Annotated in this window: 10 protein-coding genes; 3 read left to right on the top strand and 7 right to left on the bottom strand. The window is 65.1% G+C overall.

The window, feature by feature from the left end; all coding sequences use genetic code 11:
• Positions 1-132 precede the first annotated feature (132 nt).
• On the top strand, positions 133-2,949 hold the full coding sequence (locus ACSHWJ_RS01780) for an MFS transporter (protein ID WP_432539194.1): 2,817 nt from the start codon (positions 133-135) through the stop codon (positions 2,947-2,949).
• On the opposite strand, the gene ACSHWJ_RS01775 is transcribed toward ACSHWJ_RS01780, so the two are convergent.
• Genes ACSHWJ_RS01775 through ACSHWJ_RS01745 form a run of 7 tightly spaced genes read right to left on the bottom strand, consistent with a single transcriptional unit; the run spans position 2,944 to position 10,524 of the window.
• Positions 2,944-4,326 (bottom strand): O-antigen ligase family protein, encoded by a 1,383-nt coding sequence (locus ACSHWJ_RS01775; RefSeq protein ID WP_010960701.1) that lies wholly within the window; start codon positions 4,324-4,326, stop codon positions 2,944-2,946. The genes ACSHWJ_RS01780 and ACSHWJ_RS01775 overlap by 6 nt on opposite strands.
• Positions 4,326-4,916: an acyltransferase gene (locus ACSHWJ_RS01770; protein ID WP_282213370.1), complete on the bottom strand. Its 591-nt coding sequence runs from the start codon at positions 4,914-4,916 to the stop codon at positions 4,326-4,328. Before ACSHWJ_RS01770 ends, ACSHWJ_RS01775 begins: the two co-directional genes overlap by 1 nt.
• 4 nt (positions 4,917-4,920) lie before the next feature.
• Complete coding sequence (locus ACSHWJ_RS01765) at positions 4,921-5,937, bottom strand: glycosyltransferase (RefSeq protein ID WP_017364274.1); 1,017 nt, start codon at positions 5,935-5,937, stop codon at positions 4,921-4,923.
• Positions 5,930-6,988, bottom strand: a complete 1,059-nt coding sequence (locus tag ACSHWJ_RS01760) for a glycosyltransferase family 4 protein (protein ID WP_017364273.1) — start codon at positions 6,986-6,988, stop codon at positions 5,930-5,932. The genes ACSHWJ_RS01765 and ACSHWJ_RS01760 overlap by 8 nt, the downstream gene beginning before the upstream one ends.
• The gene (locus ACSHWJ_RS01755) at positions 6,985-9,105 is read right to left on the bottom strand and encodes a GumC family protein (protein WP_218797692.1); all 2,121 of its coding nucleotides are present in this window, start codon (positions 9,103-9,105) and stop codon (positions 6,985-6,987) included. Before ACSHWJ_RS01755 ends, ACSHWJ_RS01760 begins: the two co-directional genes overlap by 4 nt.
• Positions 9,106-9,115: 10 nt before the next feature.
• A complete protein-coding gene (locus tag ACSHWJ_RS01750) occupies positions 9,116-10,159 on the bottom strand; it encodes a polysaccharide biosynthesis/export family protein (RefSeq protein ID WP_432539193.1) in 1,044 nt (347 codons plus the stop codon).
• Positions 10,160-10,179: 20 nt separating this feature from the next.
• A complete protein-coding gene (locus tag ACSHWJ_RS01745) occupies positions 10,180-10,524 on the bottom strand; it encodes an STAS domain-containing protein (RefSeq protein WP_218797694.1) in 345 nt (114 codons plus the stop codon).
• 179 nt (positions 10,525-10,703) lie between these two features.
• Here ACSHWJ_RS01745 and ACSHWJ_RS01740 point away from each other — a divergent pair, with 179 nt between their 5' ends.
• Both ACSHWJ_RS01740 and ACSHWJ_RS01735 read left to right on the top strand, forming a co-directional pair.
• Complete coding sequence (locus ACSHWJ_RS01740) at positions 10,704-11,966, top strand: glycosyltransferase family 4 protein (RefSeq protein WP_017364269.1); 1,263 nt, start codon at positions 10,704-10,706, stop codon at positions 11,964-11,966.
• Positions 11,963-13,192, top strand: coding sequence for a glycosyltransferase (locus tag ACSHWJ_RS01735; protein WP_282213369.1), 1,230 nt, complete (start codon positions 11,963-11,965; stop codon positions 13,190-13,192). The genes ACSHWJ_RS01740 and ACSHWJ_RS01735 overlap by 4 nt, the downstream gene beginning before the upstream one ends.
• Positions 13,193-13,210 lie beyond the last annotated feature (18 nt).

The following is a 13,210-nucleotide window of genomic DNA, read 5'->3' as shown; positions in this document are numbered from 1 at the left end:
CGGTTTCCCCCTCCTCATGCGCTCGATGCCGTCCATCATACCCCAGCCGTCGTCGATCCACAGGTCGCTGCAGCCGGCCGCCCGTGGGCGTGGCAAAATAACGCGCCCTTCGAAGCACCGGAGCTGCACTCCATGGCCGACGATCACCGCAACGCCCATACCCGCCTCTCCAGGAATGCCATCGCCAGCGTCGTCGGGCAGCTGATCTATCTGGTCACCCGTGTCGGCCTCCCGCCGTTCATCCTCCTGCACGTTTCGCTGCAGGACTACAGCATCTGGGCCACCTGTTTCCTGGTGCTGGGTTACATCGGCATGAGCACCTTCGGCATCGCCGGGGTGTACATACGTTATTCGGCGGAATACTACGCTCATGGCCGGCTCGACGACATCGGGCGCATGATGGGAGCCGGCATCTGGCTCACGCTGGCGCTCGGGTGCCTCATCCTGGGGACATTGTGGGTGTCGATGCCTTGGCTCTACGCCTGGTTCCATGTCGACCCGGGGATGCAGGAAACGATGCGGCTCCTGGTGCTGGGCGTCGTGGGGGCGATGCTGCTGGAGCTTCTGATTCCTTACGGTTACGTCATGGGCGGCATCCACCGCAACGCGGAAAACGCGGTGATCTCGCTGATCTGCTCGACCCTGGAGGCCGTGCTGATCGTCGTCTTCCTGCTCCAGGGCTGGGGTCTGGTCGGGATGATGGCAGCCTACGTGCTGCGCGCCGTGTTCGCGCTGACGCTGACCCTGACCTGGTTTCACCGGCTGCTGCCCGGGTTCCGCATCCATCTGTGGGGACTGGGAAAGGCCCAGTGGCGACCGTTCCTGGAGTATGGCGGTGTCATGCAGGCGAACGGCCTGCTCAGCGTCTTCCTGAATACCAGCGAACGGGCGCTGGCCGGCTATGTCACCCACCATCCCGGCGCGGTCGGTCTGCTGGACATCAGTCAGAAATTCCCGATGATGGCCACCCAGCTCTTCAATTCGGCGACCAACAGCCTGCTGTCGGCGATCACCCATTTGCACACTCTCGGCGAGCGTGAAGAGCTGGTGCGGCTGTATCTGCGCTCCTCGCGCTACCTGAATGCGCTCAATGGCCTGGCGCTGGGATTCATGGCACCGTTCGCGACGGTGCTGATCACGGCCTGGATGGGACAGAGCGTCCCGGTCGCCGATGCCGCGACCCTGCTGCTCTATGCCGCGGTCGGCTTCCACATCCACGCGCTGACGGCCCCGGTCACCAGTTATTTCCAGGCGATCAACTCGCCCGCCCGCACTTTCTGGGCTTTCATCGTGCCGCAGATCGTCCTGTTGGCGGTGGGCCTGGCCTGGATGAAGTGGCGGGGTGAAACCGGCCTGCTCGCCCTGGCCGGGACGATCATGCTGACCCGGATCGGCAGCAGCCTGGGCGTCATCGTTTATGCCAACGCGCAATTGGGCATCGGCCAGTTCCGGTTTTTCCGGGAGGTCGCTCCCATCGGGGCTCTGCCCTATCTGGTCGGCTATCTGGCCAGCCGGGCCGTGTCCGGCCGGCCCGAGCTCGCCGGGCTCGGTCGGTGGGAGGCGTTCGGCATGCTGGTCTTGTTCGGCGTGGCCTATGGGGCTGTCACCCTCGGTCTCGTGTTCGCCCTTCTGGCCCGGCCCGACGAGCGGCGGGTCGTGCACACTGCCCTGGCCAGACTGGGCCAGATGCTGCGTATCGGCCGGCGTGGCAGCGATTCACCCGGGGCGGCGGCCCCGAGCGACTTCAGCCGCTGGCCGGTCCCGGTCGCCACATTCGGTGTATTCACGGGTCTTGGACTGTTGTACTCGCTCGTCCTGCCCGGCGGGCTCCTCGCCAGTCTCTTTGCGCCCGCTCTCATGCCGACTCAGGCGTGGATGTCCGGCTTGGCCGTGCTTGGCGTGGGGTTGGCGGCAGGCTTCGGCGGCCGCTGGGCCGACCGGGTCGGACCTCGTCCGGTGCTTTTCGCCGCCTCCCTGCTCTTTCTGGCCGCTCTCCTGTCCATGCTGTCGGGCGCGCATCTTCAGGCGAGGAATCTGGTTTTGTCCGGCTACGGCATGGCCGGCGGTCTTGGCTTGGGTTTTGGCTATGTGGCCACGATGCCCGCCTTGATGCAGGTCTTCCCCGCCCGCCGTGGAATGATGGCCGGGCTGGCGCTTGCAGGTCTCGGGAGTGGCATTCTGTCGGCCGGGCCTCTGGCGGACGCACTCCCGAAACTCAGCGGAAATCCCGAACCCTTGGGCGTGGCGGAAACCGCGTTTGCCTTGGGATCGCTGGGTTTGGTTTTGTTGCTCGCCGGTTGCCTTGCCATGCGGCTGTCGCCGTCGGATGGCAAGCCGGCCCCCGCTCGGGAATGGCGGTCGCCGCGGTTTTACCTGCTTTGGCCGATGTTTTTTCTCAGCGCCGCCGCCGGCATCGGCCTCTCCCGTCTGGCGGTACCGATACTGCAGGACATGTCAGATGCGGCCGGCACGGGGGCATTCGTCGCGATATTGGGTCTGGCCGACGTCGGCGGCCGTCTGATCGGCGGTTGGGCGTCCGACCGGTTCGGCCGCCAGCCCGTCTGTACCGGGGTCTTCCTGGGAGGCGGGGCGCTCTGCATGGCGCTGCCTTTCGTCGGTCTGGGCGCCGACCTGGCCGTTTTCGTGGTTTGCTGTGCCGGCGCGGTTGGCCTTTTAGGCGGCGGGATCGCCACCTTGCCCGCTTATGCGGCGGATTTGTTCGGGACCTCCAGGACCGGACGGGTTCACGGCAGCCTGCTGACGGCGTGGGCGGTGGCGGCGGTGGCCGTTCCGCCGCTGGTATGTGGGCTGGAAACCTGGCTGACCGGACTCGGCCTCGCCGAGGTCCATGTCCGATTCGCCCTGTTGTGGATGGCATCCGGGCTGTTGCTGATCGGCTTTCTCTGCAATCTGCTGATCGGCCAGGCCAAAGGGGGCGGGGCATCATAAGACCCGCCTGAACCGGAATGGCACCGCCGCCCCGAGCCGCCGCTCGGCCTCGCCGGCGTCGCTCCATTCCGGGCTCCGCCGCTGCATGTAGCTCTCCGCCCAGCCGGTGAGCATGAAGAACATGGGCATCGTTTGCTGACCCATGAACACCGTGGCTATGGCGACGAAATAGGCGAGATAGATGCCGGCCAGGGTGAACGACAGCGAGCTGCCGGGCGGGCCGGTGGGCGGCTGGCGCAGCCCGTGGATCAGGAGGCGGACCAAGGTACCGAGCAGTAACAGGAGGAAGAACACCGAGGCCAAATAACCGTGCATCAGCAACAGCAGCAGGTAGTGGTTGTCGATGGATTCCGCGCCCGGTACCTTCGGCCATTTGGTCAGGCCCCAGCCCCACAGCGGCTGCTGATTGGCGATGTCCACGTAGTGCTCGATCAGTTCGTAACGGTAAGCGGCGGTTTCCTGATTTTCGTCCTTGGCGTTTTCGCGCCCGACCGAGGCATAGTCCAGGAAGGCGATGAGGGCCGGAATTCCGACGATGATCATCCCGCCCAGGATCGTCGCCATCGCCGCCCGTCGGTATTTGCTCCTGCCCACCGCGACCAGGCCGGCGCCGATGAAGCTGGCCAGCCAGGATCCTTTCGCCAGGGTGATGAAGAGGCCGCCAGCCGTGGTGAGACTCAGCCACAGCGCCGGTTTGTAAGGCAGCCACGGCAACAGACCGAACTTGTCCGGCCAGGCTCCGGACCACTGCAGCCAGCGCTGCAGCCGGAAGGCGACGATCATCATGATCCCCGCCAGCAGGGCGTGGGCGTAGGGCCCCCCTGCCCGCGCCAGACCGAAACGGAAGGTCGTGACCCATTCCAGACCTTGGCCGGGAAAGAACCGGTCGAACACGAACCGCCACGGATTCATTCCCAGACGCAGCTCGACCAGATTCAGGATCGAGACGGCCGCCATCGACAGCACACAGATCTTGGCGAACAGGAAGCGGTTGCCGAACGGCTCGATCAGGCTCTTGGCCAAAAGATAAGGGACGACGCCGCTGAACAGCATCGCGAACATCAGATTCTGGGCATCGGAATAGCCGGAAGCGCGATACTCGGAGATGGAGACACACAGCGCATAGCCGAACACCCAGAGATCGTTGAGGCTGAACCGGTAGCCGGGGAAGCCGTTCATCGCGAAGCTCGCCGCCACCGCGACGCAGGCCGCCTGATTGAAGGTCGGGTCTGGCAAGCCGGGGAAAATGCAGCGGTAATAATCCGGCAGGAGCAGCAGAACCGGCAGATAGACGCGGAGAAAGGCGTACTGGACGTCGTGCCGGGTGGCGATCAGAAAGGCCGCGATGCCGGGCAGCAGCGCGATGTAGGACAGCATCAGCCGGCGCGTTTGCGCTCGATGGAACGGGCGGGCACCCCGGCCACGACCGCGCCGGCGGGAACATCGCGCGTCACGACCGCATTGGCGCCGACTACGGCCGCCTCCCCGATCGTGACTCCCCGCAGGATGACCGCGCCCCGCCCGATCCAGGCGTTGCGCCCGATCCGGACCGGCTCGGCATCATGGCCGGTGTCCCGCACGGAGCGGCCTGCGGCGATGCGGTGATTGGCGTCCCGGATGCTGGTGTATTCGCCCACCATCACACCGTCTTCCAGGATGACCGAGGCATAGGACACGATGTGCACTCCGCGCGACAGCACGACACCGTCGCCGATATCGATACGGCCTCGTTCCTGGGTTTCCAGGTACAGGCCGGGATAAAGGAACAGGTCCCGCCCCAGGTGGATGTTTCTGCTGCCATGCAGTTCGGGCGTTCCCAGCACAACGACGGAAGGATCCAGGGCCGAATCGAGGGCCGCCTTGAGCCGTGCATGAGCCCACAGGCGGTGCCAGGATTCCAGGCGGTCGGCGATGGCGGCGGCCGGTGTCAGTAGACCCAGCAGGAGACGTTTGGCGATCTTGGACATGGCATCACTTGTACTCGATCAGGAAACGGCGGTGGTGACGCAGGCGGTCGAGCCGACAGGCGATCTGGCCGGCCAGGATGGGAATCTGTTGGAGATGTGAGTGGATGCCATAGAGCAGCAGCGTCCAGAGCCCGCCCCCTTTCCAGCTGGCCTTCCAGGCCGAGCGCAAGGCCAGCGCCAGGAAGAACGCCAGCGCCAGCACCGGCGGCAGCATGCTCTTGGCGATCGCCAGCCCCACCACTCCGGCAGCGAACAGCAGACTCAGGAAACCGCCGCGCAGCAGGTTCCTCCGGGCATCCGCCAGCCACAGCGGAAAGGCCGTGTGCCGCAGCCGCTCGGACACTTCGGCATAGGCATAGCCCGCCCGGAACGCCCGCTTCCAGTAACTCGCCCAGGTTTTCATGGCCAGGTCGTGCCCGGTCATGGGGCGGTCGACGTGCAGGATGGTGAAACCCAGCGCCCGGATGCGCTGGCACATTTCCGGCTCCTCCCCGGCGATCAGGCTGGCGTCGAAGCCCCCCACGGAACGGACGACATCGGCGCGCATCAGGGCGTCGCCTCCGCAGAAATCGGAAGGGCCGGGCGGATAGATCCAGTCGAGATCCAGCACGCGGTTGAACAACGACTGTTCGGGATGGAGTTCACGCCGGTGTCCCCAGACCACGGCGACCTTCGGGTCGTCAAACTCGGGCAGCGAGTCGGCGACGAAATCCGGGTGCAGTACGGTATCGCCATCGAGAAAGAGCAGATACGGCGCTTTGGCTTCCCGCCAGCCGGCGTTGCGTCCCAAGGCAGCGGAAGGCCGTTCGGGCTTCACCTCGATGACTTTCGCACCGAACGCGCGTGCGCGCGCCACGCTGTCGTCCCGAGAAGCCGAATCGACGTAGATGATCTCGACCGGACCACCGGGATCCCGCATGTCACGCACCGAGGCGAGACAGCGACTCAGGCGCTCGCCCTCGTTCCGGCCGATGACGACGACCGACAGCAGAGGCCGGCCGGAAAGTGTCGGTTCAGTCATCGGTCAGCTCCTCGAACAGTCTGGCATAGCGTTCCAACCCGGCCTTGCTCGAATAACGTTCGCGCAGCCTGGCGTCGGCCGCCGCGACGATGCGGTCCAGGCTCGCCGGCGCAAGGCCGGCGACTTCCTCCAGTACGGTTCCCAGATCGTCGGTGTCACCGGCGCGGAACTGAAATCCAGAAACGCCGGGTTCGATCAGCGATGCCGCGCCGCCGGTATCCGGCACCAGCACGGGAACGCCGGCGGCCATGGCTTCCAGGATGGCGAGGCCGAACGGCTCGCATGGGCACAGGTGCAGCAACAGATCGCTCTCTGCCAGGATTTGCGGAACTCTGTCGCTGAAGCCTTCGAATACCACGTTCGGATGATCCTTTTCCGCACGTGCCCGCAGCACCTCCAGGTCCCAGCCCGTACCGCAGATGCGGAAATCCAAACGCTCGAGTGCCGGGTGCCGGTCCAGGCAGTCGAACAGCAGATCGATCCGCTTGATCGGATCGACGCGCGAAACCACGACGACGTTGCGGACTCCCTCACGGAACGCCGGCCGCCGGGGGGCCGCGGCGATCTGCCGGTCCGGCAGGAAATTCTCGCAGACTTCGATGTCGGCTTCGGTGACGCCATGTGCGAGCAGGCGTTCGCGTACGAATTCGGACACCGCGACGAAGCGTACGCCTGTTCCGTTGAGGAGCCGTTTGCGGCCGTAGCTTTCGCGTTCGTCCGTGCCGCCGTGCACGAGGTGGAGGTGCACGTTGCGGCGCCGATACAGGCGGTTCCAGGCCAGGAATATCAGGGAATGACTCACGCCGGTGGCAGCGAACGCGATCCGGCGGTGGTGGGCGATCCAGGGCCGGACTCTGATGGCCAGGTCAGGCGCGCCGCGGAATGCCACCGCCGGGATGTCCAGCCGCCCGGCCTCCTCCAGGGCCGGTCCGGGCGGGGCGAACAGGACGGGTTCCAAGCGGTCGCGCAAACCATCCAGGGTCGCCAACGCCATGCGTTCGGTACCGTACAGATTGCCGCTGTGCAGCACGTAAAGGAACCCCGGTTTCATCCCTCCAGCCTCCTCGAAGTGTGTTTCTGCCCGTTCTCATGGCTGGCGGCCAGTGCGAACTCCTCGGCCAGTTTGGCGTAATAGCCGCCGCCACGATAGACCTCCAGCCGGGTGACCACGAAGCCCACCGCCTTCGGGTCGATCTTTTCCAGGATGCCGGCCGCCCGCCGCAGTTCCCCCGGTTTGACCTGGCCGGCGCCGACCAGCAGCAGGGTAACGTCCGCGATCTCCACCAGGTATTCGGCATCGGCGGACAAAAGCAGGGGCGGCGCATCGATCAGCACGAGATCGTAGGCCGCCTTCAGCTCGTCGAGGCAGCGGCGCAGGGCGGGATAGGCGAACAACTGGCGGCCCGGAGCGGTTCCCGTTCCCAGCCGGGCCGGCAATCCGCCGGCCGCCGGTACGACCGCCGCCGTGACTTCGCCGGAACCGGCCAACAGATCGGCCAAGCCGGGCTGGGCCGAGCCGCCCCGATAGCGAGGGTCAGGCTTGAGGGGATCGGCCTCCACGACCACGGTAGGCACGCCGAGCACGCCGAGTTCGGCGGCCAGATCCAGAGCGAGGTCGGTCACCCCGGCTTCCGGTTTGACGGAGGTCAACGACACCAACCGGCTGCCGTGCATCTCCCGCTCCCGGTTTACGGCGATGGCCAGCCGGCGTAGCTGGTCTGCGCTCATCCGTTTGAGATCGGGGCTGCCGTGATGTTCGACGAACCAGGCGACTGGTCTGTGACCGATGATCTTGGCGACCTGGCCGGTGGTGCGGATGCGCTGATCCAGCATATCGAGCCCGACCGGAGTGGCGGCGCCCAGCGCCAATGCCAACACCAGGACCACGGCGAACAGCTTCTTCCGACCGCCCTTGACCGGCAGCTCCGGCGGACGGGCATAGGTTTCGACACGAACGAAACCGGGCGCCCGCGACTCCAGCTCGAAGAACTCGATACGCTCGTCGATCATGTCGAGCTGCTTACGGCTGCGTTCGATTTCGTCGCTGAGGCTCAGGGCCTCGTTGTACAGCGCCGCGAACCAGGAAGCCTTCTGACGAAAGGATTCGAGCTGGAGGGAGAGTTCCTGTTCGATCTGACGGTCCCGCTTCACGTCGGCTTTGCGCTGATCGATGAAACTCTTCGCGACCTGCTCGGTGAGCTTGGCGACGGTTCGGTTGAGTTCTTCATCGATCTCCTTGAATTCGCGGTCGATCTGGATTTTCAGAGGGTGCCGGGGATCGAGGCCGCTGGCCTGCTGCAGCAGCTCGCTGCGGCGCTTGTAGAGGCTGCCTTTCAGGCTGATCAGCCCCGGGTCTTTCTGGATGGTGTCGAAGGCCGCCGCGGCGATGGCATCCTGTCCGCTCTTCCGGTCTTCGAACAACGCCAGGGCGGCTTCGCTCGCCAGCCGGTTGCGCTGCGCCATGGCCAGGGCATTCTGGCTTTCGATCAGCAGCTTGTCGTAGGGGCTTGCCAGCTGTTCGCTGAATGTCGTCACGCTCAGTTCCTGAGCGATCTCGGTGCGGCGGGCAAGCTTTGCGTCGATTTCACCCTGGATCTGCCCGCGCCGTTCCCTCAGGCTGGTCAGGCGCACGTTGCGGGCGAAAAAGGAGTCCGATTCCCGGGATTTTTCGAGATAGGTGTCGACGATGGTGTTGACCAGTTCGTCGAGATGGTCCGGCGTGGTCGATTCCAGCGTGACCGTGATGAGGTAGCTGTCCTTGACCGGCTTGACCTCGAGCGCCGCTTGCAGTCGTTCGGCGGCCCGACGGTCCGATTCCTTCTTCTTCTGCCAGACATACCGTCTGTCTCCAAGCTTGGCCAGCGATTCCAGCAGTATGTCGTAACGCGGTACCGTCAGTGCCTGATGTTCGATGAACTGATCATAGGCGGGGATGTCCAGCTCCTTGGATTCCTTGAGGATGTTCACGAAATGCGGCGCCACGTACAGCACCGCGGTGGCCGAATAGACGGCCTTGCCTTTGACCCAGGCGAATCCGGCCCCGAAAACGACGACCACGGCCATGACCATCAGCGCGATCCGGCGGTGCCGCCGGAAACTCACCAGCGGCATCAGTGTGCCGGTGGACTGCGGCGGGTTTGGGGGAGTCCCGGGAGCGGTTGCGTTCATCGTGCCGACGCTACATCGTACCGATCTGGCGCAGCATCCAGGCCTGCATGAAAGGGTTGGCCCGCTGCAGGATGAAGCCGATCTTCGAAGCGGTGTTCATGGGCACGTAGATGATGTCGCCGTGTTCCAGCGCCAGCGACAGGCTGGGATCCGGTCTCATGATGTCGCTCAGGGCGATCTGCAGGTTGACGCCCTTTTGCGGCCGGATCAGGTGAATTTCCCCCTGGTGAGCATCCGGCGTGGGACCGCCGGCCTGGCCGAGCGCATCGACGAAGGACATCCGCGAGGTGAGGCGGATGGCCCCCGGTTTGTTGACGGCGCCGAGCACGAAGACCTGACGATCCGATGCGTCGGGGATGTACACCACGTCGTTCCGGTGCAGTTGCACATTGAGTTGCAGGTCGCCCCCCAGCAGTTTCCCGATGTCCACCCAGAGAATACGGTCGCGTCGGATCACTGCACAGCTCGTGAGCACCTGCTCCGGCCGGATCAGTGGGAAAACTCCGGCTTTCGACAGGATTTCGAGCAGCGTCGGCGGCGTGTCGAAAGGCACCGGACCGGGATGTTCGACACGGCCCAGCACTGTGACACGGTTGGATGCGTATTGCAGCACCCGCACCGTCGTGAAGGGATCGCGATAATACTTGCTCAATGCCCTACTGATGGCATGGGCCGCCTGTTCCCTGGTTAGATTCCGCACGGAGATGTTGCCGACCACGGGTAGGGTGACATAGCCATCCGGTCCGACCACCTGCGGCCCGGAAAGCTCGGCCCGGCCGACCACGTCGATGTGGATCTGATCGCCGTCACCGACCCGGTAGTCGGTCACGGTTTCCTCCTGGAAAGCCCTGATCACCTCGGCCGGCGACATGGTTTCGGCTTTCTGCGGTGCACTGAACGCCTGGCGAGCGCCGGGGGTGGCGTCCGGCACCGACTCCCAGGAACCACAGCCGGCCAGGCCCACGCTCAAGGCGAGGGTCGCACTGCGGGCGACCTCACGGAACGGTTTCATGTCCAGGCGTCCCAGTCCGGCGGTGTGGTCGCTCCGCCGCATCGAATCCCGGAGACCGGAAATCATTCGGCTGAAACGAGATATTCGACGGCCCGTTCGGCGTCGGCGAAAACCAGGAAAATCTCGTTCAGGCGGGTCAGTTCAACCAGCGCCTGGATTTCTGGGGACAATCCCGCCAAGACCATTTTTCCCGACCGTTCCTCGATGGCCTTGAAGGCGGCGATCAGCACCGACAGCCCGCTGGAGTCGACGAAACCGACATCGCTCAAATCCACCACCAGCCGCCCCGTGCCTCGTCTCACGACGGCCAGGAGTTCGCTCCTGGCCTGGGCGGCGTCTGCCATCACCAGGCGTCCGCCGAGTTCGACGATGTCCACATTGTCCTGCGTCCTGTGCTTGAGAAGCATTCCCCTTACTCCCGGCAGTCATCGAGAAATGGCCATGCTCGACTATTGTAGTTAGAACGGTTTCACGAAGTCGATGAGATTGCGTCCGGTACTATCCGCCCACGCGCGGACGAATGCTACAATTCCGGGAGCCCGCCGGGCAGCAGGCATCGGTTCGAGTGCCATCGACTGGGGAAAGCATGGAAAACATCGGCAGATTGCTCCTTTCGGCCTACCAGTGCGCGCCGGCCATGGGCTCGGTCTCGCAGATCGGCTGGGAGTGGTATTCCCGGCTGGCCGGGCGGATCCCGCTCACGCTGCTGACCCATGTCCGCAACCGGGAGGCGTTGGAAAAGGCAGGGGCCCCGCTGCCCGGCACCGAGGTCGTCTACATCGATACCGAGTGGTTCGCCGGTCCGCTCTATCGCCTGGCTTCCCGCCTCTTCCCACGCAGTGAACACCCGGTATTCCTGATTTCGTCCCTGGATTTCTTCGTCTACGACTGGACGGCGCTGCGTACTCTCCGGAAACTGCGCAAGAAAGATCCACACTGGGAACTGGTCCATCAGCCGACTCCGGTTTCCCCCCTCGCTGCGACCGCCTTGCACCGGCTGGGCGTGCCCGTGATCCTGGGCCCTTGGAACGGCGGGTTGAAGTCGCCGGCGAATTTCCCCGAAATCATGGCGGCAGAATCCGGCTGGCTTTATCCGGTGCGGCGGCTGGGCCGGTTGGTGGACGGGCTGGTCGGCTCCAGCCGGAACGCCCGTCTGATTCTGACCGCCACCGCGGCGACCCGCGCCGATGTGCCCGCACGTTACCGGCCGAAGTGCCGGGACATGCTGGAGAACGGCGTAGATCTCGAAGTCTTTCGGGCCGCGCCCTGGCCCGAACCGCCCAGCGAGGGTCGGCCTTTGCGCATCCTTTTCGTCGGCCGTCTGCTCCCCTTCAAAGGCGTGGCCATGCTCCTCGAAGCCGTCGCGAGCATCAGTGCCGGTTTCCCGGTCCATCTCGCCATCGCAGGCGCCGGCCCCGAGGAAAATGCACTGCGGCAAAGAGCCGGTGAGCTCGGGATCTCCGACCGTGTGGCATTTCTGGGTGCCCTCCCCCACAGCGAAGTGGCTCGCCGACTGGCCGAGTCCCATGTGTTTTGCCTGCCTTCCATCCGCGAATCGGGCGGCGCAGTGTTGCTGGAGGCGATGGCAGTGGCGAGGCCGGTCGTCGCCCTCGATTACGGCGGACCTGCTGAAATCGTCGACGGCGAAGTGGGCGCGCTGGTGCCTGCCGGCGGTTGGAAACCCGTCGTGGCGGGGCTAGCCGGCGTCTTCGAAGACATCTTCCGTGATCCGGAAAACTGGCGCCGCCGGGGCCAGGCGGGTCGCCAACGGGTCGAACGGCGGTACTCCTGGCCCGCGAAGATCGATGCGGCCTTGTCCCTCTACCGTGAATGCCTGGAGCGCCGATGAGCCCCCCTTGCAGACTTGCTTATCTGGTCAGTCAATATCCGGCCATTTCCCATACCTTCATCCTGCGGGAGGTGCTCGGCCTCAGAAGGCGCGGTTTTGCGATCGCCGTCGCCTCGGTGAACCCTCCGGATCGTCCGCCCGAAAAGCTGACGGCGGAGGAGCGGCGGGAGGCCGAGGCCACTTGGTATCTCAAACCCCGAGGCGCGGCAGGCGCCCTGAGAGCCCTGGGTCGTACGCTCCTGCGCCGGCCAATGGCCCTGGTCCGGGGGTTGTGGTTCGCCCTGCGCCTCGGCGGCGCCGACGGCAGAAAACTGGGCTATCAGCTCGCCTATTGGGTAGAGGCCGTCATGATCGGCGAATGGATGCACCGTGAAGGACTTTCCCATCTGCACGTCCATTTCGCGACGCCTGCCTCCATGGTCGGCCTGATCGCTGGCAAGGTGTTTCCCATCGGCTTTTCCTTCACGGTGCATGGTCCCGATGAATTCTACGACGTCCCCGGTTACCGCCTGGCTGACAAGATCGCAGGCGCGGACTTCATCGTCTGTATCAGCCATTACGCCCGCAGCCAGCTGATGAAGCTCTCGCCGGTGACGTACTGGAACAAATTCGAGATTTGCCGGCTCGGCGTGGATCCCGCCCGCTTCGCTCCCCGCGAGGCCAAACCCGCCGGCGCCGTGTTCGAGCTGCTGTGCGTGGGACGCCTGGTGCCCGCCAAGGGCCAGCACATCCTGCTCGACGCGCTGGCCCGGCTGCGCGCCCGCGGCCGCCGGGTCCATCTCACCTTGGTCGGCCAGGGGCCGGACCGCCCTTCACTCGAAGCCCAGGCTCGCCGGCTGGAACTGGGAGATGCCGTCGATTTCGCCGGGGCCGTCAATCAGGATGAGATCTCCGGCTATTACGCCGCCGCCGATGCCTTCGTGCTGCCCAGTTTCGCGGAAGGGTTGCCGGTGGTGCTGATGGAGGCCATGGCGCTGGGGGTTCCTTGCATCACCACCCACATCACCGGCGTGCCTGAACTGATCAGGGACGGCGCCGAAGGACTGCTGGTCGCTCCGTCCGACGTCGATGGACTGGTCGCCGCCATCGAGCGGCTGATGGACGACCCGGCGCTCGCCAGGCGGCTGGCCGAAGCCGGGCGGATCAAGGTGCTGGCCGAATACGAGCTGAATGGCAGCATCGCGCGGCTGGCGGATGTCTTCGAACGCCGGCTTTCCTCTTCCTGACCACATCGGGGGTTCGGC

The organism is Methylococcus sp. S1M, assembly GCF_051295855.1.
Taxonomy (GTDB): Bacteria; Pseudomonadota; Gammaproteobacteria; order Methylococcales; family Methylococcaceae; genus Methylococcus; species Methylococcus capsulatus.
Note: the sequence above shows the minus strand (reverse complement) of the source record. Positions and strands in the feature narration are given on the sequence as shown.

Coding starts and splice junctions, on each gene's coding strand:
- ACSHWJ_RS01780 (WP_432539194.1), top strand. CDS start 133: ATGGCCGACGATCACCGCAACGCCCATACCCGCCTCTCCAGGAATGCC.
- ACSHWJ_RS01775 (WP_010960701.1), bottom strand. CDS start 4,326: ATGCTGTCCTACATCGCGCTGCTGCCCGGCATCGCGGCCTTTCTGATC.
- ACSHWJ_RS01770 (WP_282213370.1), bottom strand. CDS start 4,916: ATGTCCAAGATCGCCAAACGTCTCCTGCTGGGTCTACTGACACCGGCC.
- ACSHWJ_RS01765 (WP_017364274.1), bottom strand. CDS start 5,937: ATGACTGAACCGACACTTTCCGGCCGGCCTCTGCTGTCGGTCGTCGTC.
- ACSHWJ_RS01760 (WP_017364273.1), bottom strand. CDS start 6,988: ATGAAACCGGGGTTCCTTTACGTGCTGCACAGCGGCAATCTGTACGGT.
- ACSHWJ_RS01755 (WP_218797692.1), bottom strand. CDS start 9,105: ATGAACGCAACCGCTCCCGGGACTCCCCCAAACCCGCCGCAGTCCACC.
- ACSHWJ_RS01750 (WP_432539193.1), bottom strand. CDS start 10,159: ATGCGGCGGAGCGACCACACCGCCGGACTGGGACGCCTGGACATGAAA.
- ACSHWJ_RS01745 (WP_218797694.1), bottom strand. CDS start 10,524: ATGCTTCTCAAGCACAGGACGCAGGACAATGTGGACATCGTCGAACTC.
- ACSHWJ_RS01740 (WP_017364269.1), top strand. CDS start 10,704: ATGGAAAACATCGGCAGATTGCTCCTTTCGGCCTACCAGTGCGCGCCG.
- ACSHWJ_RS01735 (WP_282213369.1), top strand. CDS start 11,963: ATGAGCCCCCCTTGCAGACTTGCTTATCTGGTCAGTCAATATCCGGCC.